Annotated in this window: 21 protein-coding genes and 1 tRNA gene; 11 read left to right on the top strand and 11 right to left on the bottom strand. The window is 66.3% G+C overall.

Annotated elements, in window-relative coordinates:
* The first annotated feature begins 66 nt into the window (after positions 1-66).
* Both ACOCMM_RS06530 and ACOCMM_RS06525 read left to right on the top strand, forming a co-directional pair.
* Positions 67-143, top strand: a tRNA-Gly gene (locus ACOCMM_RS06530).
* Positions 144-323: 180 nt separating this feature from the next.
* On the top strand, positions 324-1,283 hold the full coding sequence (locus ACOCMM_RS06525) for an SDR family oxidoreductase (protein WP_419554830.1): 960 nt from the start codon (positions 324-326) through the stop codon (positions 1,281-1,283).
* A 35-nt stretch (positions 1,284-1,318) separates the two neighbouring features.
* On the opposite strand, the gene ACOCMM_RS06520 is transcribed toward ACOCMM_RS06525, so the two are convergent.
* Positions 1,319-1,714 carry a twitching motility protein PilT gene (locus ACOCMM_RS06520; RefSeq protein WP_419552378.1) on the bottom strand — a complete coding sequence of 132 codons (396 nt, stop codon included), beginning with the start codon at positions 1,712-1,714 and terminating at the stop codon, positions 1,319-1,321.
* Entirely contained in the window at positions 1,711-1,935 is a 225-nt protein-coding gene (locus tag ACOCMM_RS06515) for a hypothetical protein (RefSeq protein WP_419552377.1), read from the bottom strand. The genes ACOCMM_RS06520 and ACOCMM_RS06515 overlap by 4 nt, the downstream gene beginning before the upstream one ends.
* A 116-nt stretch (positions 1,936-2,051) precedes the next feature.
* Here ACOCMM_RS06515 and dapF point away from each other — a divergent pair, with 116 nt between their 5' ends.
* The 3 genes from dapF to ACOCMM_RS06500 all read left to right on the top strand — a co-directional run bounded on the left by dapF (position 2,052) and on the right by ACOCMM_RS06500 (position 5,711).
* Positions 2,052-3,059, top strand: a complete 1,008-nt coding sequence (gene dapF / locus ACOCMM_RS06510) for a diaminopimelate epimerase (RefSeq protein ID WP_419552376.1) — start codon at positions 2,052-2,054, stop codon at positions 3,057-3,059.
* A complete protein-coding gene (hflX, locus tag ACOCMM_RS06505; protein WP_419552375.1) occupies positions 3,052-4,404 on the top strand; it encodes a GTPase HflX in 1,353 nt (450 codons plus the stop codon). Before dapF ends, hflX begins: the two co-directional genes overlap by 8 nt.
* Positions 4,405-4,550: 146 nt before the next feature.
* A complete protein-coding gene (locus ACOCMM_RS06500; protein WP_419552374.1) occupies positions 4,551-5,711 on the top strand; it encodes an aminotransferase class I/II-fold pyridoxal phosphate-dependent enzyme in 1,161 nt (386 codons plus the stop codon).
* A gap of 161 nt (positions 5,712-5,872) precedes the next feature.
* Here ACOCMM_RS06500 and miaA read toward each other — a convergent pair whose 3' ends face one another.
* From miaA to recA, 3 genes are all read right to left on the bottom strand, one after another.
* Positions 5,873-6,859, bottom strand: coding sequence for a tRNA (adenosine(37)-N6)-dimethylallyltransferase MiaA (gene miaA, locus ACOCMM_RS06495; RefSeq protein WP_419552373.1), 987 nt, complete (start codon positions 6,857-6,859; stop codon positions 5,873-5,875).
* Between the two features lie 84 nt (positions 6,860-6,943).
* A complete protein-coding gene (locus tag ACOCMM_RS06490; RefSeq protein ID WP_419552372.1) occupies positions 6,944-8,545 on the bottom strand; it encodes a MiaB/RimO family radical SAM methylthiotransferase in 1,602 nt (533 codons plus the stop codon).
* A gap of 124 nt (positions 8,546-8,669) precedes the next feature.
* Positions 8,670-9,758, bottom strand: coding sequence for a recombinase RecA (gene recA / locus ACOCMM_RS06485; RefSeq protein ID WP_419552371.1), 1,089 nt, complete (start codon positions 9,756-9,758; stop codon positions 8,670-8,672).
* A gap of 335 nt (positions 9,759-10,093) precedes the next feature.
* Between recA and ACOCMM_RS06480 the strand changes: the two genes are divergently transcribed.
* From ACOCMM_RS06480 to ACOCMM_RS06470, 3 genes are read left to right on the top strand one after another with little or no spacing between them, the layout of a single operon-like run.
* Complete coding sequence (locus tag ACOCMM_RS06480; RefSeq protein ID WP_419552370.1) at positions 10,094-10,954, top strand: enoyl-CoA hydratase/isomerase family protein; 861 nt, start codon at positions 10,094-10,096, stop codon at positions 10,952-10,954.
* A gap of 11 nt (positions 10,955-10,965) precedes the next feature.
* Complete coding sequence (locus tag ACOCMM_RS06475) at positions 10,966-12,270, top strand: MFS transporter (protein WP_419552369.1); 1,305 nt, start codon at positions 10,966-10,968, stop codon at positions 12,268-12,270.
* A gap of 41 nt (positions 12,271-12,311) precedes the next feature.
* Entirely contained in the window at positions 12,312-13,556 is a 1,245-nt protein-coding gene (locus ACOCMM_RS06470; RefSeq protein WP_419552368.1) for a CaiB/BaiF CoA transferase family protein, read from the top strand.
* 212 nt (positions 13,557-13,768) lie between these two features.
* Here the strand turns inward: ACOCMM_RS06470 and ACOCMM_RS06465 are convergent, their stop codons facing one another.
* Positions 13,769-14,620: a TIGR03619 family F420-dependent LLM class oxidoreductase gene (locus tag ACOCMM_RS06465; protein ID WP_419552367.1), complete on the bottom strand. Its 852-nt coding sequence runs from the start codon at positions 14,618-14,620 to the stop codon at positions 13,769-13,771.
* A 60-nt stretch (positions 14,621-14,680) separates the two neighbouring features.
* A complete protein-coding gene (locus ACOCMM_RS06460) occupies positions 14,681-15,583 on the bottom strand; it encodes a TIGR03560 family F420-dependent LLM class oxidoreductase (protein WP_419552366.1) in 903 nt (300 codons plus the stop codon).
* Between the two features lie 95 nt (positions 15,584-15,678).
* On the opposite strand from ACOCMM_RS06460, the gene ACOCMM_RS06455 reads away from it, so the two are divergent.
* On the top strand, positions 15,679-15,885 hold the full coding sequence (locus ACOCMM_RS06455; RefSeq protein ID WP_419552365.1) for a type II toxin-antitoxin system VapB family antitoxin: 207 nt from the start codon (positions 15,679-15,681) through the stop codon (positions 15,883-15,885).
* Positions 15,882-16,292, top strand: coding sequence for a PIN domain nuclease (locus ACOCMM_RS06450; RefSeq protein WP_419552364.1), 411 nt, complete (start codon positions 15,882-15,884; stop codon positions 16,290-16,292). Before ACOCMM_RS06455 ends, ACOCMM_RS06450 begins: the two co-directional genes overlap by 4 nt.
* Before the next feature lie 172 nt (positions 16,293-16,464).
* On the opposite strand, the gene ACOCMM_RS06445 is transcribed toward ACOCMM_RS06450, so the two are convergent.
* From ACOCMM_RS06445 to pgsA, 4 genes are all read right to left on the bottom strand, one after another.
* Positions 16,465-17,085: an RloB family protein gene (locus tag ACOCMM_RS06445; protein ID WP_419552363.1), complete on the bottom strand. Its 621-nt coding sequence runs from the start codon at positions 17,083-17,085 to the stop codon at positions 16,465-16,467.
* Positions 17,082-18,410 (bottom strand): AAA family ATPase, encoded by a 1,329-nt coding sequence (locus ACOCMM_RS06440; protein ID WP_419552362.1) that lies wholly within the window; start codon positions 18,408-18,410, stop codon positions 17,082-17,084. Before ACOCMM_RS06440 ends, ACOCMM_RS06445 begins: the two co-directional genes overlap by 4 nt.
* An 86-nt stretch (positions 18,411-18,496) precedes the next feature.
* Positions 18,497-19,966: a molybdopterin-binding protein gene (locus tag ACOCMM_RS06435; protein WP_419552361.1), complete on the bottom strand. Its 1,470-nt coding sequence runs from the start codon at positions 19,964-19,966 to the stop codon at positions 18,497-18,499.
* Between the two features lie 179 nt (positions 19,967-20,145).
* Positions 20,146-20,745 carry a CDP-diacylglycerol--glycerol-3-phosphate 3-phosphatidyltransferase gene (gene pgsA / locus ACOCMM_RS06430; protein ID WP_419552360.1) on the bottom strand — a complete coding sequence of 200 codons (600 nt, stop codon included), beginning with the start codon at positions 20,743-20,745 and terminating at the stop codon, positions 20,146-20,148.
* A gap of 133 nt (positions 20,746-20,878) precedes the next feature.
* On the opposite strand from pgsA, the gene ACOCMM_RS06425 reads away from it, so the two are divergent.
* On the top strand, positions 20,879-21,949 hold the full coding sequence (locus tag ACOCMM_RS06425) for an aminotransferase class IV (protein WP_419552359.1): 1,071 nt from the start codon (positions 20,879-20,881) through the stop codon (positions 21,947-21,949).
* Positions 21,950-21,962 lie beyond the last annotated feature (13 nt).

The raw sequence follows: 21,962 nt of genomic DNA, 5'->3' as shown, positions 1-21,962 counted from the left end.
GGGCCGCAACGGCCCGCTGAATCCACGCGTCTCTGCGGTGGCCGCTTGCTACAGTGATCCGCCCGCGCGGATGTAGCTCAGTTGGTTAGAGCGCAACCTTGCCAAGGTTGAGGTCGCCGGTTCGACCCCGGTCATCCGCTCCACGCTGCCTCTTGTGTGCTCCGCTACGGCAGTTGGCGTCGCGTCGAGCGTCCGGATGTGCCAACCTTGTGCGGCCCAATCCGGGCAAGGCAGCGGCCGAATCCGGGCAAGGCAGCAACCAGACATGACCCAAGGCTGCGCCTGTGGCGCGCCCCAGCGATCATCAGGAACGGGAGAACAACATGGGTGCACTCGACGGACGTGTCGTTCTGATCACCGGCGCGGGCCGCGGCATCGGCCGTGAACATGCCCTGCTGATGGCGTCGGAAGGGGCGAAGATCGTCGTGAACGATCTCGGCGGTTCCGCCGATGGCACCGGCGCAGATCAGGGCCCTGCGGGCGAGGTCGTGGCGGAGATCGAAGCCATGGGCGGCGAGGCCGTTGCGAACGGCGACAGCGTCACCGATTGGGAAGGCGCGCAGCGCATGGTGAACCAGGCTGTCGAAGCGTTCGGCGATCTGCACGTGCTGGTCAACAACGCAGGCATCCTGCGTGACCGCGTGGTGGTCAACATGACCGAGCCGGAGTGGGACGCCGTCGTCGATGTGCACATGAAGGGTCACTTCTGCCCCACCCGCTGGGCTGCGGCCTACTGGCGCGAGCAGTCCAAGGCCGGCAAGGAAGTCAGCGGCTCGGTCATCAACACTGCCTCGGGCGCCATGCTCGGCAACCTCGGCCAGTTCAACTACTCAGGCGCCAAGGCCGGCATTGCCGCCATGACGCTGGTGGCTGCTGGCGAGCTCGCCCGTTACGGCGTGCGGGTCAACTGCCTGGCGCCGATCGCACGCACTCGTTTGACGCTGCAGACGCCAGGGCTGGAAGAGGTGGTGCGCGCACCGGAGGACCCTGCAGAATTCGACCTGTACGACCCGGCGAATGTCAGCCCGCTGGTGGCCTACCTGAGCATGGAGAGCTGCCCGTTCACCGGCGGCGTGTTCCATATCGGTGGCAACGAGGTGGGGCTGTACCAAGGCTGGTCGTTGTCGAACGACGACATCATCGCTGCCGATGGGCGCTGGACTGTTGAGGGCCTGACGTCGATTGCGCCTCGGCTGAATGAGGGTCGGTCGAAGCTGGCTTCGGTGGCTACTGCTATTGGCGACACCTTCAAGGGATTCGGCAGGCGCGAACCCACCACGTAGCTGCGGGCGCGCTCGCAGGATCCTGTGCGCCGTGTTCAGACGCGCTGGATGCTCACCTGAGCGTTCAGTGCTGAGGTCAGCGCAGCGATGTCATCGGGATCCGAGGTCGCGATGACGGTGTGTTCGACACGCGCAAGGTGAGCAGCCGCCACGGCGACCGACGCATCAATCACATCGTCCGTGCCGGTCCTGGCGCAGAGACGACCGCAGGCGCGCGCCACCGCGCCGTCGAGAGCAACTTCGTCGCAGTGCATCAGGGCGCGGGCGAGATGTGCCTGCCGCCGGCCTCCCCGCCATGTCTGAGCCACGACGCCAGCGGGTGCCGCCACGATGTCGCCGGCGTCGGATGCCGCCCGCAGCCGCACCCACATGGCCCGGTCGTCGCGATCAAGCGCGATGAGCGCCCCCGCATCGAGCACCAAGGCGGTCAATGGCCCAGTTCCGCTCGCGCCCGGGCCAGTTCAGCCTCCGTGAATGCGCCGTGATCAGACTCCCAGTCGGCGACCACGTCGCGCAGCCCACGTGTGACCAGCCGACGGCGTGCCGCATCGGCCAGCCACGCCGACATGTTCTGCTCATCAGCCTCGGCGGCCTCGCTCACGGTAGCCGCGAGGCCTGCTTCCAGCGAGATCGTCAAGCGCTCAGTAGCCATGCCAACAATCATACTTCTTCATAACCGCGACCATTACTGCGGGTTGCGGGATTGGTTCCTCGCCTCGCCAGGAAATTCGCCCGTGGAACGGACGGGCCAGGTGTGACAATGGAGCTGTGGAGGCACTCCGGTTCGCCAAGCACCAAGCCCTCGGCAACGACTTCCTCATCGCGCTCATGCAGCCGGACGAAGAGACGGCTTTCGCTGAGTCACAGCTCAAATTGCCAGCCTTGGCGGCGCAGCTCTGCGATCGAAGCTCCGGTATCGGTGCCGACGGCTTGATCTTGGCCACCGACATGAGTACCACGCAGCCGAGCGCGGCGCCGGACGCACCCGAAACCGCTTCCGCGGCAACGGTCAGGCAAGTACGGATGACGCTGTTCAACTCGGACGGGTCGTCAGCGGAGGTGAGCGGCAATGGACTCGCCTGTTTGGCCAACGAGGTGGCCCGCACTCTCGTTTCCAGCATGGAGTTTTGCGAGGGTGCCGAAGCGCTCGACAGCATTCTCGAACTCACCGTTGACACGGTCGATGGAGCGAGGCGGGTGACCTTGAGTGCCGAATTCGCCACAACCGAGAGCGGCTCGGTCGAGCTCGTCGATCCGCTCGCCGAAGTCCACATGCCAGACGTCGCACCCGGGCCGAACGTCACGGCCGAACTTGACGAACAGATCAGCACGGTCTTCGGCGACACGCAGCGAGCCATCGGAAACGTCGGCAATCCGCATCTCGTCATCAACGCTGTTCGACCGATGAACGCACGCGAGACAGCCGACCTTGGCGCTGCGTTCGAGGCACACTTTCCTAGCGGCATCAATGTCGAGTTCATCTGGCGCACTGAGCACGACGGCTCGACTTCGGCGGCCCCAAGTTCCATCGGCATGTCCGTGTGGGAGCGCGGCGCCGGGCTGACGCAGGCATGTGGCACCGGTGCCGTCACGGCGGCGATGCGGGCGCAGGACTGGGGTCTCGTCACAGCGAACGAGGAAACGACCGTCGAGATGCCCGGCGGCGAGGCGACTATCTCGACTGACGACGATGACGGTCACCCCATCCTCAGCGTTTGGGTGGAGCATCTCGGTGACTATGAGTGGCCAGTGCGGGAACGATCGCCGGATGGCTGATTCTGAGCAGATCGCTGACGAGACGTCAGACACGCATCGGGGGGGTTTTGGGGAGTTTGGGGGGGCTGAGTCCGGGCTTATTGACCGGGCTTTTCGGGAGCAGATCGTGCTGGTGGGGGTGCAGTTGGCGGAGCGCACTGCTGATGAGGTCGATGCCAATCTCGACGAGCTGGAGCGGCTGGTGGACACTGCTGGAGCCGATTCGGTGGAGCGGGTTGTTCAGCGGCGGGATGCGCCTGATCCGGCGACGTTCGTCGGGCGTGGCAAGGCCGACGAGATCTTGGATGCCTCGTTGGAGCACGATGCCGACACCGTGGTGTTCGACGACGAGCTGTCGCCGGCGCAGCAGTTCAACCTGGAGCGGATTCTGAAGCGCACGGCGCTGGACCGCACGGCGGTGATCCTCGACATCTTCGCCCAGAACGCCACGACGCTCGAGGGCAAGGCCCAGGTGGAACTGGCGCAACTTCGCTACCGGCTCCCCCGCCTGCGCGGCCGGAGTCGGCAACTGTCCCAGCAGGCAGGCGGCATCGGTACCCGGGGGCCGGGCGAGACCCAGCTCGAAGTTGACCGCCGGCGGATTCAGCGGCGCCTCGCGCGGCTGGAGAAGGACCTGCGCGGGCTGCGTCGGACTCGGCTGAATCAGCGAAAGTCGCGCCGACGGTCCCGCTACCACACCGTGGCGATCGTGGGCTACACCAACGCCGGCAAGTCGACCCTGCTTCGGCGACTCACCGGTGCGAATGTTCTGGTGGAGGACCGTCTATTCGCAACGCTCGATGCCACCACCCGGCGCCTGCAGCTGCCCGGCGGCGAGACGGTGCTCGTCACCGACACAGTCGGCTTCATCAAGAAACTGCCGACGTCGCTGGTCGAGGCGTTCATGTCGACCCTCGAGGAGGTGGCCGAGGCCGATCTGCTGGTGCACATCGTGGACGCTTCGGCCGCAGAACCCGAGATGCACATTGACGTCGTGCGCGCAGTGCTGCGCGAGATCGGAGCCGGCGACATTGACGAGCTCATCGCGTTCAACAAGAGCGACGCGACCGACCGAGGCACGGTTCGGCAGCTGCTGGAGCACTACGAGGGCTCCCATGCGATCTCGGCGAACAGCGGCGACGGCGTCGAAGAGCTATTGCTGGCTGTCGGCGACCGGCTCCGCAACCTCACCGAGGTCACCGAGCTGCGCATCCCCTACTCCCGCGGCGACGCCCTGGCCGCCGTGCACCGCGAAGGCGAGGTGCTCACCGAGAAACATGACGACGACGGCACCGTCGTGCATGCCCGACTCGACGACGTTGCGCGCAGCCTGTTTTCGGAATTTGTTGCACGTGGCTCCGATTGAGCGCTGCGATTCGCCCGCACCCTTGACGAAGAAGACCGGCCAATGCGGGACCCGCTGTCGGCAACGGTCTCTGCGCCGAGGCTGTGGCATGTCTGTTGTCCTTCGCCGTCACTCGCGCCTTCGTTGCGGCGAGCAATGATGTCGTGGTGAGTGCAGGCACGGGGTTTGTCCCGCCGCCCTATCCCTATGACCGGCTGGACGAGCTGAAGCCGCTGGCGGATCGCCATCGGGGCGGCTTGGTGGATCTGTCCATCGGCACGCCGGTGGACCCGCCGTCACCGGCGGTGCTGGCCGCGCTCGGCGGGTCGGATTCCGAGCGGGGATATCCGCCGTCCATCGGCACGCCCGACTTGCGGGAAGCCGCTGCACGCTGGTGCGAGGAACGCTTCGGTGTGGAAGTCGATGCCGCTGCTGAAGTGGCTGCAACGATCGGTTCGAAGGAATTCGTGGCGGGACTGCCCCACTGGCTGCGCTTGCGCACACCCGAACGCGACACCGTCTTGTTCCCCGAGATCAGCTACCCCAGCTACGCCATGGGCGCCGAGCTGGCTGGCTGCCGGGCGGTGCCCGTGCCGGCGGACGAGCGCTGGTCGATCCAACTCGATGCCATCTCCGATGCCGATGCCGAGCGGGCGTTGGTGCTGTGGGTCAACACGCCCGGCAATCCCGCCGGCGGTCTCGACGACCTTGCTGCGGCTGCACAGTGGGGCCGCGAGCGAGGCGTACCTGTCTTCAGCGACGAGTGCTATGCCGAGTTCACCTGGAACGGACCGCCTCGCACGATCCTGTCGCCGACTGATCCGGGGCCCGCAGGTGGCAACACCGAGATCCTTCGCGCACACGTCGACGGCGTGGTCGCAGTTCATTCCCTGTCCAAGCGGTCCAACCTGGCCGGCGTGAGGGTGGGCTTCTATGCAGGCGACCCCGAGCTTGTCCACTACCTGCGGGAAGTCCGCAAACACGCCGGGTTCATGGTTCCGGGGCCGGCCCAAGCGGCTGCGACAGCGGCGCTGGCCGACCAGGTCCATGTTGCCGAACAACGTGAGCGATACCGGAGCCGGCTCGAGCGCCTCGCGCGCATCGTCGGTCGCTTTGGGCCCGAGCCTCCACTTCCTCGAGGCGGGTTTTACCTGTGGGCTGCGGCTCCCGGCGGCGACGCGTGGGCGTTCACTCGCACATTGCTCGCAGAGGCGGGCATTCTCGTCTCGCCCGGCGAGTTCTACGGACCGACCGCTTCGGACTATGTCCGGGTCGCAGCGGTCCTGACCGACGATGCGCTCGTCATGGTCGAATCCCGCCTCGACTGACTCACGACTCGGATTCCCACGAACCGCAGCAACGAACCGCCCACCGCCGCCTAGGGCAAGTTCTTGTATGAGGTCGCTGCAAAATATCGCACTTGTGAGAAGTCAGAGCTCGTACTAGCCATCAGACAATGGAATTGAGGCCTTCGCAAGGCCGGTGGCCATCAGGCTTCGAGTTGCTGGGCTCGGTCCGCCATCTCTGAGGTGCTTCCGCAGGGGATCCACGTAATCCGCGGATCTCGTGCGAACCAGCGCTGCTGCCGGCGAGCGAAACGCCGGGTCCGTGCGACGGCAGCTTCAAGCGCTTTGTCCAGCGAGCACTCCCCTGCCAGGTGGCCACGCAGTTCCTTGTAGCCAAGGGCTTGCGCTGCAGTGCGCGACAGCGAACCCTCCATCAGCCGCCGCACTTCGTCCACGAGACCTTCCTCGATCTGTCGGCGATAGCGGTCCGTTATGCGTTCGTCGAGCGTGTCCCGGTCAAGGTCGATGCCCAGCATCCGAAAGGGCACCTCGGGATAGGTCTGCAGACCCGGCCCATACGACGAGAATGGCCGGCCGGTACCCAGGCAGACCGACAGCGCTCGCACGACACGTCGTATGTTCGTCGGCTCCATACGTGAAGCTGCGAGCGAATCCAGTTCGGCAAGGCGGCGGTGCAGGACGACGACACCGTCCGCCGTTGCATGCGCCTCGGCCTCGAGCTCCGCCACGATCGATTCGAACTCCGGCGGCGGGGTCAGGCCGTCGATGACAGCGCGCAGGTACAGACCGGTGCCGCCGACGAGCATCGGAACGGCGCCGCGGCCAGCGATGTCGGCCATCGCCGCTTCGAATGCCACGGCGAAGTCGACGACCGTGAATCGCTCCGCCGGGTCGACAAGGTCGATGAGGTGGTGCGGCACCTCGGCCTGCTCGGCGGCAGTGGGCTTGGCGGTGCCGATGTCCATCCCCCGATAGACCTGCATCGAATCGATCGAAACCAATTCCACCGGACCCGCGGCTTCGGACTGGGAGCGGGCACGCTTGGCCAGTTCCAGCGCGAGCGCCGACTTGCCCGACGCCGTGGGGCCCACGATGACCAATGGCTGGTCGACGCCGTCACCGCCCACGGCGCCGACCTCGTGCCCCCCGCTCTTGTTCCCCGTTCTCATACGACGGGCTCACGGGCCGCCCGGGACACGGCCTCGCTTCGAGAGCCGGCGGCAGCGCACGACGTGCCTCCCAACCGTTCGGCCTCAGCGCGCGGCAACCGGGATGCGGGTGCGGTGCCGTGCGGGCGCGGTGACCTCGATGAGCTCACCGCTGAGATGGAACGTGGCGGCCTCGCGCACCAGCACTCGGGCGTAGGTACCCGTTCTCAGCGGCTCGGGTGATGCGAAGTGCACCAGGCGGTTCTGGCGGGTTCGTCCCGTCAATGTGCCCGGATCCCGCTTGGACGGCCCCTCGACCAACACCTCCTCGATCTGGCCGACACGCGACTCGTTGCCCAGTCGTGCCAATCGCTCGACGACGGCTCGCAGCCGCTCCATGCGCTCGGCTGCCACAGCAGGTGCCACAAATCGATCACTCAGCTCGGCGGCCTCGGTGCCTGGACGCGGCGAGAAGACGAACGTGAACGCGCTGTCGAATCGCGCTTCCGCAACGACCTCGAGCGTCTCCGTGAAGTCGGCCTCGGACTCGCCGGGGAACCCCACGATGATGTCGGTGCTCACCGCCAGATTCGCCACGGCGGCACGGGCGGCGTTCAGCCGATCGAGGTAGCGCTGGGCGGTGTAGCCCCGGTGCATCGCCGCCAGCATCCCGTCGCAGCCGGACTGCAGGGGAAGGTGGAGGTGCTCGCACACCGCCGGCGTCTCGGCCATGGCCGAGATGACGTCGGCCCGCAGATCCTTCGGGTGCGGGCTGGTGAATCGCACCCGCTCGATGCCGTCGACCGCGCCGACGGCGCGCAGCAGATCGCCGAACAGCGGACGGGCCGTGTGCCGCCCGGCGGCCCAGGTTTCACCGGCACGCCACGCGGCGGTGTCGGCGGGGTCGTCCGAGGTGTGCGCACCGTTCGCGCCAAGCAACGCGGCCTCGGCGGGGTCGTCCGAGGTGTGCGCACCGTTCGCGCCAAGCAACGCGGCCTCGGCGGGGTCGTCCGAGGTGTGCGCACCGTTCGTGCCACGCAGCGCCAGGGTCACGTCGCGGCCGTAGCTGTTGACGTTCTGCCCCAGCAAGGTCACCTCGCTGACGCCGTCCGCCGCCAGCCGGCGCACCTCGTCGATGAGTTCGCCGAACGGCCGCGAGATCTCGCGGCCCCGAACCGACGGCACGATGCAGAAGGCGCACGAGTTGTCGCAGCCGATCTGGATCGTGACCCACGCTGCGTGCTGGGCATCACGTCGCACTGGAAGCGCCGACGGAAACTCCTCGGACTCGGTGAGGATCTCCGTCACCGGCCCTGATACCCGCGCATTGGCCAGCAGTTCGGCAGCGCGGCTCACATTGTGGGTACCGAAGACCACGTCGACATGGGGAGCCCGCTCGCGCACAAGATCCTGGTCCTTCTGAGCCAGGCAGCCTGCAACGGCGATCTGCACTTCGGGTCGGTCCTCCTTGAGGCGCTTGAGGTTCCCGAGCTGCCCGTAGAGCTTGTTGTCGGCGTTCTCACGGATGCAACAGGTGTTCAGCACGATGATGTCCGCTTCGGCCATCGTCGGCGCGACAACCAAGTCGTCAGCCTCCAGCAGGCCGGCGATCCGTTCGGAGTCGTGCACGTTCATCTGGCACCCGTAGGTGCGCACGAAGTAGCTGCGCTGGGTCTCGCCTCGTTGGGTTTGCTCGCCCGCAGCCACGGCGTCAAGGCTAGGGGCGCGCCCGGGACCGGAAGTCAGGTCGATGGGCCATCAGCGGTGGGTGAACGCGAACGGGCGGTGCCGGTTCGCCAGGACGGCCGGCGCGCTGCGTTGGCCGATTGGCTCAGTCGACGCTGGCACCCTCAGTCCGTGTCGCCTGCGCATCGTCCAGGCGGTCGAGCACGTCGGCATCGCTGTCGGCAGGGTCACCGTCGACGCCGAGACCCAGCGCATGCCGGATCCGGCCGTCGATCTCGACGGTGACCTCTGGGTTCGCGATCAGGAACTTCTTTGCGTTCTCGCGACCTTGGCCCAGTTGCTCGCCCTCGTAGGTGTACCAAGCACCGGACTTCTTCACGATGCCGTGCTCGACGCCCACATCGAGCAGCGAACCCTCGCGGCTGATGCCATGCCCGTACATGATGTCGAACTCGGCCTGGCGGAACGGCGGCGCCACCTTGTTCTTGACGATCTTGACGCGTGTGCGTCCGCCCACGACTTCGCCTTCGATCTTGATGGCCTCGATGCGGCGGATGTCGATGCGCACCGTTGAGTAGAACTTCAGCGCCCGACCACCCGACGTGGTCTCGGGGCTGCCGAACATCACGCCGATCTTCTCGCGCAGCTGGTTGATGAACACGCAGATCGTCTTGGTCTTGTTGAGGTTGGCGGTGAGCTTGCGCAGCGCCTGCGACATGAGACGCGCCTGCAAGCCGACATGGTGGTCGCCCATCTCGCCTTCGATCTCGGCCCGCGGCGTGAGCGCTGCCACCGAGTCGATCACCACCACGTCAATCGCTCCCGAGCGAATCAGCATGTCGGTGATCTCGAGCGCCTGCTCGCCGGTGTCGGGCTGGGAGATCAGCAGCTCGTCCACATCGACGCCGATGTTCTTCGCGTACAGCGGATCCATTGCGTGCTCGGCGTCGACATAGGCGCAGACGCCACCGGTTCGCTGGGCCTCGGCCACCAGGTGCATGGCGAGCGTGGACTTGCCCGATGCCTCCGGGCCGTACACCTCCACCACCCGGCCGCGGGGAAAGCCGCCGATGCCGAGCGCCAGGTCGATCGCGAGACTGCCGGACGAGATTGCCTCGACAGCCATGTGATGTTTCTCGCCCATCTTCATCACCGACCCGTCGCCGAACTGGCGTCGGATCTGTGTGAGCGTCATATCCAGTGCTCGTTCCCGATCTGTGTTCTGCTTATCCATGTCGTCCTCCTCGGACACCCGCCGGCCGCACCCGGTGTGCGATGCCGTGTGGTGGCACCGTAGGAGCGGGGTGTGACAACTCACGGGTGATTTTCTGCCGGTTGATCTCCCTTGGACAGCGGTCACGCTCGGTGCGCCGCACGTCGCTGCACTGACGGCCCCTGCTCAAGCACTCTGCGCTGTTACAGCAGCCACTACGAATGACAGCAATGTAGTTCCGAACATCAGTTCGTGTCAAGGCAGGACAGCCGAGATTGGGGCACTCGGTCACGCCTCGTGTGTGCGCGGGCGGCCGGCACGTCATCGTGTCGCACCCGTGTGGCACGCTGCGCCCCATGAGCTCCCCATCCCAGATGAACGATGACGACTTCGTGCTGCTGCACATCGAACGCGATGCCGGCGTGGTGTTCGCAACCATTGACGCCCCGCCGATCAACGTGATGACGCTGGCGCTGTTCCGCGAGCTGGCCAAGTTCAGCGCGCACGTTGCCGACGACGACTCCGTGCGAGTGGTCGTGCTGCGCAGCGACAATCCGGACTTCTTCATCGCGCACTTCGACGTAGAGGCAATTCTCGGCTTCCCCACCGAGGGACCGGCTGAGCGCCCGACCGAACTCGGGGGCTTCCACGCCATGTGCGAGCGCTACCGCACGATGGGCAAGGCCACCATCGTCGAGATCGGAGGACGGGTCGGCGGCGGCGGCAGCGAGCTGTCCATGTCGTGCGACATGCGCTTCGGCGCCATCGATCGCACCTTCATCAACCAGATGGAGGTGCCCATCGGCATCCTGCCCGGCGGGACCGGCACACAGCGTCTCCCCCGGCTCGTGGGACGCGGGCGCGCCATGGAAGTGATCCTGGGCGGTGTCGACCTCGACGCACGTACCGCCGAGCAGTGGGGCTACCTGAACCGGGCGCTTCCCGCCGACGAGCTGCGGCCCTTCGTGACCGATCTGGCCTATCGCATTGCGAAGTTCCCGCCCCAAGCAGTTGCGCTGGCCAAGCAGGCGGTCAACGCCGCTGACGATCTGCCGCTGCGAGAGGGATTGTTCACCGAGCAGTACCTGTTCCAGCAGCTCATGCGCACTCCCGAGGCCCGGCCCGCCATGGAACAGTTCTTGGAGCTGGGCGGGCAGACCCGCGAGGGCGAGATGCGGGTGGCAGACCTCGTCACCGAGATCAGCACGGACAGCTGAAGTTCACGCCAGTGGCACTCGCCCATCCCCCGCTCGCGGGCAACACCGAACTCATCGACTCGTGGCGCGCCTGGCTGGTGGCGATCGGAGCGGGCCTGTCCTGCGGCATGGCCTTCGGCACCATCTACACATTCGGTGCGTTCATCGAGTCGATGGCGACCGAATTCGGGGCCGGCCAGGGCGGCACCTCGGTCATGATCGGGATCGCAACCCTGCTGTTCTTCAGCACCGGGATCATCTCCGGTCCGCTGTTGCATCACCTCGGGCCGAGGCCGCTGCTGGCCGTGGGCGGCGCGCTGTTCGTCGTCGGCTTGGTTGCCACCTCGTCGGTTTCCGAGCTCTGGCACGGCTACGTCGTGTACGGCGTCGGCTGCGGCTTCGGGGCGGGCCTGTTCGTCTCACCGCTGTTCGCCACGGCAGCGTCGTGGTTCCTGCGGCACCGGGCGGTTTCTCAGGGTCTGGTGGCGACCGGGCCCGGCTTGGGAACGATGGTGCTGGTACCGCTCGCCCAGCGGATGATCGAGAACCTGGGCTGGCGGGAGGCGTTCCGGTGGCTTGCGGTCATCGGAGCGATCACGGTGCTGGTGTGCCTCGTGCTGGTGCGGCGCACCCCGATCGTGGCCACCGCGCATCCGCGGGAGCATGTGCGCCGGGTCGTGCGCACCAAGGCGTTCTGGCAGCTCACGATCGGCTCCACCCTGTTCGCCGTACCGGTCATCGGCTCGCTGGCCGCAATCATCCCCTTCGCAAGCTCCGTCGGCATCGGCGCCGGCGCAGCCGCATGGCTGCTCTCGGTCGTCGGCGCCGCGAGCATCTTCGGACGCCTGCTGCTGACCAGCTTCGCCCGCGCTCTGGGTTCGATCCGTCTGCTGAAGATCTCGTTCGCGATGCTGCCGGTCGCGTTTGTGATCTGGTTCTTCGCATCGGATCGCTACGCGCAGATCGTGGTCTTCGCCGTCATCCTGGGCGTCGGCTACGGCGGATTCGTTGCGCTGCAGGGCGATGTGACGCCCCACCTCTTCGGTGTGGCCGGCATCGGATCAGTGCTCGGGCGACTGTTCTTCTGTTACGGGATCGGGAGCATGATCGGTCCGATCGCCATGTTTACCCTGCTGGAGAGTTCGGGCGGAACGCTGCTGCCGATCGCGCTCGCGGGGGGTGTCGCGCTCGCGGGCGTGCTGGTCATCTGGGGGCTGACGCCCGACCCGGTGCCGTTGGAGCCGACCACCTCAACGCGAGCACCGCGCTCTCCCGTGCAACTGTCACCTCCCAGCGTCTGGATGCCCGTGCCAGCAAGCAGCGACCGCCGGAGCTGAAACCGGGCAGCCGACACCGTTCGGCTCTATCGTCAAGCACCGTGGAACGGCCGCTCGAAGACGTACTCGTGCTCGACCTGACTCGCGCGGTGGCCGGGCCGATCACCGGACGGCTGCTGGCTGATCTCGGTGCCCGGGTGGTGAAGATCGAACCGCCCGATGGGGACCTGACCCGCTTCATCGTTCCCCATGTGGATGGCCATTCGGCCTACTTCGCACACTTCAACGCCGGCAAGGAATGCGTGTCGCTCGACCTCACGACTGCCGCTGGCCGCGACGTGTTGATGGCCATGGTCCCCAAGGCGGACATCGTGCTCGAGAACTACCGCCCCGGTGTCCTCGACAAGCTGGGCTTGGGGTACGACGCGCTCGCCGAGATCAATCCAGGCATCATCGTGGCATCGGTGTCGGGCTGGGGACATGGCAACAGCCGCAGCGACCGCGGCGCGTTTGCATCGGTGCTGCATGCCGAGGCCGGCGTGACCGAGATGGTGTCGCGTCGACGTGGTGGCGAGCCCTACCGCAACGATCCGATGTCCCACGCCGACACCTACAGCGGGCTTCATGCGCTCGGCGCAGTGCTGGCCGCGCTGCACATGCGGCACCGCACCGGGCGCGGGCAGACCGTCGAGGTGTCGATGGCGGAAAGCACGCTGATGTGCAATGACCTGGCTGCCACGGACTTGACCGGCCAGGACCCGCAGATCGGCTTCAAGGGCGGGCAGAACTGGGCCGCGGTCTACCCGCTGTCGAACGGCCGTCACGTCACTGTGACGCTGGACCTGACCGCCAATTTCGGCATGAAGGTGATCACCGCAGCGATGGATCGTCCCGACCTGCGCGTGGACCCCCGGTTCGCCCGCATCGAGGACCGGGTGCATCACCGAGACGAGCTGGAAGCCATCTTCGGCGAGTGGGTGAGCCAATTCGACAGCGCCGAAGCGGTGGAAGCCGCGATCGGCGTGAAGCCTGTCATGGCCGCCGAGGTCCGCACGGTGCCCGAACTGGCCGCCACAGACTGGGCTCAGGAACGAGGCGCCTTCGTAGACGTTGTCGCAGGCGAAGCGGCGGTGCCGCTCACTGTGCCGCAGTCGCCGTGGCGCTTTGCCGGAGCGGACGCAGGTGCCCCGCCCGGAGCCGTCGCAGGCGACCGCGGGCAGCACAACCGCGAAGTGCTGGCGGAGCTGGCGGGGCTTGACGCCGCCGCGATCGACAAACTCGAAGCTGACGGCGTGGTCTCCTCCGGACCGCCCATCCGCCGCCCGGCTGCTCGCTCACGCCACTAGCGCAACGCACCAGCGACAATCGGCTGGAAACCTGGTGGGGCCCGCCGGCCGTCGCTCAGCCGCAAATGCGCAAGGCCCGGCCGCTCACCGTCCGGAGAGGAGCCGGGCCTACTTCCTCGGGCTACTGCCCTCGGCCTCCCCAGTCTCGCCTGACGTCGAACGTAACGCAAGCCTCGGGATGGGCCGTCAAGGTCGTGGTGTCCCTGGCGGACTCAGGAAAGCAGCGTGGCGCCGATGTGGTCGACGAATGCGGCGATCTCGTCGACGGTCTGGCCGTTGGGCAGCAGCACCAGCCGGTCGACTCCCATCTCGGCGAAGCGCTCGACCATCTCAGGCGTCGGCCGCATGCGGGGCGTGACAGTGATCTCGAGCCGCCCGAGCTCGGCGGGACGGTCATGGCGGGCGCCAGCTTCGGACAGTCCTTCGATGCAGCGCTGTGTGCCGTCGTAGTCGAGCGCGAATCCGTACCAGCCCTCGCTCATCGTGACGGCGCGGCGGTACGCAGGCGGGGTGTGGCCGCCCATGACGACCGGCGGACCCGGTTGCTGGACCGGCCGGGGGCGGGCCTGCACATTCGAGAAGCTCACGAACTCGCCGTGATAGGCGGGCGCATCCATCGACCAGATGGCACGCATCGCCTCGATGTACTCCTCGGTCCGGCGGGCCCGGTCGGCCATCGGGATGCCCAGCGCATCGAACTCCGGCCCGAGATAGCCGACACCGACGCCGAACAGCAGTCGGCCTCCCGACAGCACATCCACGCTGGCCAATTCCTTGGCCAGAACCAACGGATTGCGCTGGGGCACGATGATGATGCCCGTGCCGAGCTTGATCTCGCTGGTGACCGCAGAGACATAGGCGAGCGCCACCGCAGGATCCAGCATCGGGTGCAACGGCGGCAGCGGCGACGGCGGCGCCTGCGGGTCGGGCAGCACCACATGCTCGCCCGTCCACACGGACTCGAAGCCCGCGGCCTCAGCGGCCACTGCGACACGCCCAGCTCCCTCTGGGCCAGCCGCGTCGCCCAGCGCACCCATATTGATCTGGAACAGACCGATCTTCACTGTGTTCCCCTCTAGTTGCCTGCCGTGGTGACGCTCTCGGTCGCCGCTTCGCCGATGCGGTTAGCGGAAGTTGGGCGCCACCTCATTGATGAACAGGTCCATGGAGTGCTTCTTGGCTTCCATGGGCCCGAAGGTGAAGTCGGGAATGATCAATTCGTCGACGCCGACCTGGCGGTACTGCTCGACCACCTCGCTGACCTCGTCGGGCGTTCCCACGATGGCGGCTCGGCCGAGGTCCATGGCACGGGAACTCTTCAGCTTGGCCGAGTCCTCACCGATAAACAGCAGCGCGCACGCCGAGCGGCTGATCTCGCTGGGATCGCGACCAATCGCCTCGCAGTGCCCATCAAGCACGCTGCACAGCTCGGAGATGTCGTCGGGCATGCCCCAGCAGTTCCACTCGGTGGCCCAGCGGGCCGTCGTGCGCAGCGTGCGACGCCGGCCGCCGCCGCCGATGAGCAGTGGTATCGGCGACTGAATCGGCTTGGGGTCCAGCGGCGCCTCGGTCACCGTGTAGTGCTCGCCGTCGAGGCTGGTGCGGTGGTTGCCGAGCAGCGAGCTGATGATCTCGACCGCCTCGTCGAAACGGTCCATGCGACTGCGCAGCGTGCCGAACTCGAAGCCGTACGCCTCGTGCTCGTTCTCCTGCCAACCCGCGCCAATGCCCAGCACCACCCGGCCGCCAGACAGATGGTCGATGGTGGTGGCGATCTTGGCGGTCAGCACCGGGTTGCGGTAGGTGTTGCCCGCCACGAGCGGACCCAGGCGCACCCGCGGCACTGCCACCGCCAGCGCCGCCAGCACCGACCACGCCTCGTGAACAGGCTGGTCGACGTTTTCCTCGTTGGGCATGAAGTGATCTGCGAACCACAGACCATCCCAGCCGGTGGCCTCAGCGTGCGCGCAGCATTCGATGATCGCTGACGTCTGTTGGTCGTTCTTGGTCCAGAATCCGAATCGCATCGGAACAGACTGCCACCGTGCCGGTCAGGCGCGCAGGATAACGATTCAAGACAGTCGAGATATATCAGCAACACGACTTGGATATACTCGGGCTCATGACCAAGCGTCTGGTCGACATCGACGATGAGCTGCTGGAGCAGGCGCGCCGCATCACCGGCGCACTGACCATGAAGGACACCGTCAATGCAGCGCTGAAGCACACAGTCGACGCCGAATTGCGAATGAAGCACGCGCACCGAATTGCTGGCCGTCACGGAACTGACATCGCCGATGATGAGGTCATGTCCGGTGCCTGGCGTTGAGACCTCTCTATCTTGCGGACAAGAGCGCGTACGCGCGCATGCATCACGCCGCAGTCGCGGCCCGGCTCACTCCGCTCTTGGTCGACGGGTACGTGGCGACGTGTCCGATCATCGACCTAGAGGTGCTCTATAGCGCGCGGTCCCGTACGGACTACGAGGAGATCCGTGCCGAGCGAGGCACCCTGTCATCGTTTCCCATCACCGAATCGGTCACCGATCGAGCACTTGAGGTGCAACACCTCCTCGCTCAGCGCAGTCAGCACCGGCTTCCGCTGCCTGATCTGCTGATAGCGGCGGTCGCCGAAGTCAACGGCCTGTCAGTCGTTCATTACGACGCCGACTACGACCGGATCGCCGACATCACCGGCCAGGCGACCGAATGGGTTGTCCCGCGAGGCTCGGTCTGAAAGCCAGCGTTCGGGCCGCGCGAGAACGTGCTTTGCACATTCTTGGGTTCGATACCCGCGCCATGAACCAGGCGGTGAAAGGCTGCCTTGGTGTAACCGAGTTCGGCGGCTAGCTCGTCGAAGCGGTCCATGCGGCTATGCAGCGTGCCGAATCAGCCTGGCATCCCGCGACTCAAGTGCTCAGAACGTCCACGAGCCGCCATACATCGCTGCTGGGATTGGAACGCGGCGACGATCCCGCCGTTTCATGCCTCTTCGCAAGCGTTTGAGCCCGTGCCTTGGCGTCGGCATAACCGGGTTCGAGAACTTGCCACGCGGCCGCCGGCACATCCTTCTTGTTCTTCCTGTCAATTAGGCCCAGCTCTCTGGCGAGCCGATTTGCAGTTATTCGATCGAGTGGAGCCGTGTGTTCCTGGGCATGTAATACGAGCCATAGCTCAAAGCACGGATCCGAAAACGCGACATGAATGCCGCTTTGACGGGCTTCGTTGAGCGCTTGCGAAACGTTGGCGTGGGCGTCGCGGTCGAACACGCACCAGACCTCGTCGAAAGGCACTTCGTTGCGGCGACGCACCTGCTTCATGGCACGAATGTCGTTGCGCGCTTTCTCCACGAGGGTCATCGGTGCTGCGCCCGTGACGCCCCAGCTAATGGTGAGACCTGAACCGCGGATTTTTCCCCAGCGACCAAGGTATTTCGGCTCCGTCTTATCGCCCTCGCTGTGGACTCGGATTATCCGCTGTGTCTTGCGCCGAGGTGCCACATGTCGTGCTCGGTTGCGCCCGGAACTCATGCGTCGGTGAACTCATCGACGAGGTCAGCTGCTTCCGCCGGAAGTGCTCCCGCCAAGTCTGCGGGATTCGGCGATGGGATCGCTCCGTAGCGGCCTAACAGATAACGGCGCTCGATCGCTTCGTCACGTCGCGGCGCCGGTGTGAAGTGTGCCAACGAGTACAGCGACGAGGCGCCGTCGGGGGCCTTCTCGGTGAACCACACCTGATCACGACTCAACATCGCTTCGCCGCTGTCGCCGAGCATGCTTGTGTCGTTGGTGTTGAAGATCAGTTGCGCTCCGTTGGGGTTGTACCGCGGACTCTGGAACAGCTCCACGAGCCGGCTCACGAGGTGGGGATGCAAGCTGGTATCGAGTTCGTCCACGACGAGCAACCGGCCATCGTCGAGCGATGTCAACAGCGGCCCGATCAGTCCCAGCCAGGTCTGCGTCCCCTGGGATTCCGCGGACCGATCCAACTCCACATCCCCGTCAGCGCCCTCATGGGTCAAGACCAAAGTGTCCTCGTCGGCGATGTCTTTCTCTTCTCGCACCGCGAGGCCAGCGGAGCGCATCGCACGCAGGATCTTCTTGCGCTGCTCAACCTGTTGCGGGTCCGGTGGCACCAGCCTGAGATCAACGATGCCGAGGTCAGCAAATCGCAGCACATTCAACAACCGTTCCTTCGACTCGCGCGCACTGAGTTCGTTCGCCGACTTCGCCGAACCGTACGTCCAGCCTTCCCAAGCCGAGTGCCAGATGTTGTTGACAAACCAACGGTGCAGGCGGCGCAGCGGGTTGTCAGGACCGGCCCCCGCAACCGACAGCAGCAGCGCATTCTCCCGGTCGTAGCGCTCCAGCAGCTCGCCTTCGTCGTGAAGCGGCGATCGAAACTTGGTCTTCTTTCCGCTCACCCGCTCGAACAGCAGAGCCCTGCGCCCGCGCGGGGCATACCAAGCAGACTCGGCTCTGACACGCGCATCGTCCATCTCAAAGCCATACCCGAAGAGAACGCCGCCCAGAATCAACTCCACTTCGAATCGAGACGGCTTGTCGGCTGCGGCACCGTCGAGCAGGAAGCGCTGTCGGGGAAGCGGATCGCCAGATGCTCGTTGGCTGAACGATCCAGCGACCAGCCCGTGCATGTCGCCCAGTGCCTTCAGAATCGCCGATTTCCCGGAGGCATTCGCGCCGAAGATGGCTGCGGCCGGCAGCACCCGCTCTGGCTTGGCACGGCCCGCGATGGACATGAGCCGGACTACATCGGGATCGGCGAGACGCGTCCCAAGCAGGGACAGATGCACTTCATCTCGAAAGCAATAGACGTTCTCTGCCGTGAACGACAAGAGAGCACTAGAGGCCGTTGACAGGCCCGTTGTCTCAGTCACAGATATATTTCTACGATAATTTCACAGAAAATGCAACATATTTGCTAATGGCGGTCTTGGAGGATCAGGCGCAGCAGGTTGAGCGCAGAGATGGCGCTGTAGTCGGCGAGGCGCTCGCGATCGCCGGGGAGGCGGATCTCGTCGGCCTTGTCCCGGTGCGCCACTGCTGGTGTGTCGCCGTGCGCCGGCTGCGCCGATATCGACACGGCAAGGAACGCCGTGCCATACGGATGCTCAGGAGTCGCCGACGCACGGTCCTCCACTGCCGTGACCGCCAGTCCGACGCTGGCGCCGCTGCGCAGGCGAGCGGCCCGCGCGAGTGCTTCAGCGCCAGCGACCGACGCAAGGGGCGGCACAAGGTCATCACCCATCGGTGATACCTCCGACGAGCCGGCATGCAGCAGGTACTCGGCCAGATGCTCCGACCGGGCCACAATGCCGCCTGCAAATGTACGCGGGGCCGTCGGGTCCGACGACACCCTCGCGTCGTCGCCCGCCGACGCCAGGCCAGGGTCGCCCAGCTTCGCTCCGCCGGGGGCGGTTCCCGCTCGCAGAGCGGCCTCGGCCGATGACAGGCGGTTCGCCATTCGGCCGCCGGTGATCGTCTCCGCGACGCCGAGCGTCAACCCGAACCGACCCAACTCAGCCAGCACCGCTGTCTCCATCGTGTCGTCGTCGTAGGCGAACACCAAGTCGCCGAGCAACGGTTCCAGCACCGCCTGTTCGGCGTCGATCAGGCGCCACGCCTCGGCCGAGTCGGCCCCCTTGGCGGTGATGCGGACCTTGATGCCCTCAATGCCGCTGGCCAAGAAGGCAAGCGTCGGGTTGCCGGTCTCGTCCAACTCGTCGATCCGGCCAGCCAGCATCTCGGCAAGTCCGGATTCGCTCTGGCCCCACGTCCGCAGGACACGACTCTCGATGGTCGCGCTCACGCCCGCACGCCGCTGCAGGTCGCCCAGCACCGTGCCGTTGAGCATCTCGCGCATCTCGTAAGGCACGCCGGGCACCACGTACACGACCCGATCGAACACCTCGGCTCCGTCCGGCGGCTCGGCGCCATGCGGCACCGCGCCCACGCCCCGCACCCAGCGGATCGGCGCCATCAAGCCGGGGGCGGTGCCGGGCTGCTGCGGGATCGGCGTGGCACCGGTCGGCACCATCGCCTGTCGCAGGTTGTTCTCAGGCATCGGCCGGCTGCGGCTGGCGAACATGGCCCGGATGCGGTCGGCGATGACCTCATCGAGCACCAGATCAGCCCCCATCACCGACGTCAGCACCTCGCGGGTGATGTCGTCCTGGGTAGGACCGAGGCCGCCGCACACGATGACGGCATCACTGCGGTCGAGCGCCAGCCGGAGCGATGCGTCGATGCGGTCGAAGTTGTCGCCCACCTTCGTCTGATAGTGGCTGTCGATACCGGCGAGGGCGAGCTGTTCACCCATCCACGAGGAGTTCGTGTCGACGATCTGACCCAGCAGCAGCTCGGTGCCTACGGCGATGATCTCGGTCTTCACATCGGGTGACCCTAGGCGCAGGGGGCAACCGCCACAGTGCGAAGGCACGCACGCAGAGGAGACCGCTGGGTGCCGGGCGGCGCTGCCGGGCGCAGCGCCTTTCGTGTCAGAGTGCGGGTTCGTCGCCCAGCTGTGCCGCCGCCGCGCGCACCGCTGGCGACGATGCCGAGGCCGCCGTGTCAGAGTGCGGGTTCGTCGCCCAGCTGTGCCGCGGCCACGCTGCGGGCCGAGCGCAGGTAGGCCCAGCCGGTCCAGACCGTGAGCGCCACGGCGATCCACAGCGTCAGCGTGGCAAGCCAGTGCACATGAGTTGCCAAGGGTGGCATGACGGCGAAGCCAATTGCCCACAGTTGCGTGAATGTCTTCCACTTGGCGAGCTTCGTGGCGGGAACCGTGATGCCCCGGCGACCGGCTCGAGACCGGTAGGCGCTGATCGCCAGCTCCCGCACGGCGATGATGATGACGGGTGCTGCGTGGAATTGGCCGTTCCATACGAGCGCAGCCATCCCGCCGATCACCAGCACCTTGTCCGCCAGCGGGTCCAGGAAAGCGCCAGCGCGCGTCTTGCCGTGACGTCTGGCAAGCCATCCATCCAGATAGTCGGTCATGGCGATCGCGAACCCGGTGACGAAGGTGCTCCACCGTGCCCCCCACGACACGATCATCGCGATGAACACTGGCGAGGCCGCTATACGGGCGACCGTCACGAGGTTGGCCGGGGTCGCCAGCGCCGTCGGCCCGAACGTCGGGGGCACATCGGGCCCATTCGGAACCGCCATCGCCTTGCGAGGCTACGCGAGCGGAGCAGAAGCGGGGCGATGGCCAGCCGTTCCCCTCCGGCTGGGGTGTTGGGGCCGCGAAGGCGGCAGAGGCTTCCTGAGACGAGCAACCCAGCCCACGTAGTATCGGCACGTGGCGCTGCGGACGGTCTCGGGGGACGGCGACACCGCCACGTCGAGCGAGCCAAGCACCACCCCGCGTCCGGCCCAGCGCATCTTGAGTGCCACCGAAGCCGTCGAGCGGATGGCCGCCAAGCGCCAGGGCAAGCGCGGTTGCTACGCCATGTTCAGTTCCTACCTCGGTGGGGTCGTCACCGATCCGATGGTGATGACGGTGCCGCTCGATGACCACATGGTCCACCGCGGACACGGTGTCTTCGACACGTGCTCGCTAGTGAACGGTCGGCTGTACCGGCTCGGCATCCACATCGACCGGCTGCTGGCCAGTGCAGCGGGGGCACGCCTCGAGGTCCCGTGGTCTCGCGACGAGCTCATTGCGATGGTCGCCGACACGGCTGCATCATCGAGCGCCCGGGACGGCATCGTCCGGTACTGGCTGACGGCCGGACCCGGCGGGTTCTCGTTCATGCCGGCAGAGTGCGAGGAGCCCTGCTTCTACTGCGTCGTGCTCGACCCGATGAGCTTCGGCGCAGGCGGTTTCGATCCGATGAGGGACGGCTTCCGCGAGGCGACGGTGCGCGATACGCCGATGAAGCCGCCGTTGCTCGCCCAGATCAAGTCGAACAACTACCTGCTCAACGTTTTGACCCACCTTGAGGCTGCCGACGGCGGAGGCACGTTCGGCATCATCGTCGATGACGATGGCTTCATCGCCGAAGCGTGCGTGCTGAACGTGTGCAGCGTGAGCCACGACGGCGTGCTCGTCACTCCCCCATTTCAGGGAATCTTGCACGGCACCACCATGCGGCGGCTGCTGGATCTGGCCCGGGGAGCCCTGTGCGAGGACGGGCTGCTGCGAGACGTGCAGCAGCGGCCGTTGCGGGCGGACGAAGCTCGTGCCGGCGCCGAGCTCATCATGTCCGGCGGCGACACCCATGTGTTCCCCGTGGTGGAGTGGGACGGTGCCCCGATCGGCGACGGCACGGTGGGTCCGGTGGCGAAGCGACTGCACGAGCTCATCGAGGCCGAGACGACTGCGGGCGACGGCGCGCCGGAGGACTTCATCGAGGTGCAGTACCCCTAGAGCGGGCACGGCA

The organism is Candidatus Poriferisodalis sp. (assembly GCF_965198245.1).
In the GTDB taxonomy this organism is placed as follows: domain Bacteria; phylum Actinomycetota; class Acidimicrobiia; order Acidimicrobiales; family Poriferisodalaceae; genus Poriferisodalis.
The sequence above is the reverse complement of the archived record's forward strand: the minus strand, read 5'-3'. Positions and strand labels throughout refer to the sequence as shown.

Bases quoted from the DNA above. Each gene is read 5' to 3' on its own strand.
- ACOCMM_RS06525 (WP_419554830.1), top strand. From the start codon at position 324: ATGGGTGCACTCGACGGACGTGTCGTTCTGATCACCGGCGCGGGCCGC.
- ACOCMM_RS06515 (WP_419552377.1), bottom strand. From the start codon at position 1,935: ATGGCTACTGAGCGCTTGACGATCTCGCTGGAAGCAGGCCTCGCGGCT.
- hflX (WP_419552375.1), top strand. From the start codon at position 3,052: ATGGCTGATTCTGAGCAGATCGCTGACGAGACGTCAGACACGCATCGG.
- miaA (WP_419552373.1), bottom strand. From the start codon at position 6,859: ATGAGAACGGGGAACAAGAGCGGGGGGCACGAGGTCGGCGCCGTGGGC.
- recA (WP_419552371.1), bottom strand. From the start codon at position 9,758: ATGGATAAGCAGAACACAGATCGGGAACGAGCACTGGATATGACGCTC.
- ACOCMM_RS06480 (WP_419552370.1), top strand. From the start codon at position 10,094: ATGAGCTCCCCATCCCAGATGAACGATGACGACTTCGTGCTGCTGCAC.
- ACOCMM_RS06460 (WP_419552366.1), bottom strand. From the start codon at position 15,583: ATGCGATTCGGATTCTGGACCAAGAACGACCAACAGACGTCAGCGATC.
- ACOCMM_RS06455 (WP_419552365.1), top strand. From the start codon at position 15,679: ATGACCAAGCGTCTGGTCGACATCGACGATGAGCTGCTGGAGCAGGCG.
- ACOCMM_RS06445 (WP_419552363.1), bottom strand. From the start codon at position 17,085: ATGAGTTCCGGGCGCAACCGAGCACGACATGTGGCACCTCGGCGCAAG.
- pgsA (WP_419552360.1), bottom strand. From the start codon at position 20,745: ATGGCGGTTCCGAATGGGCCCGATGTGCCCCCGACGTTCGGGCCGACG.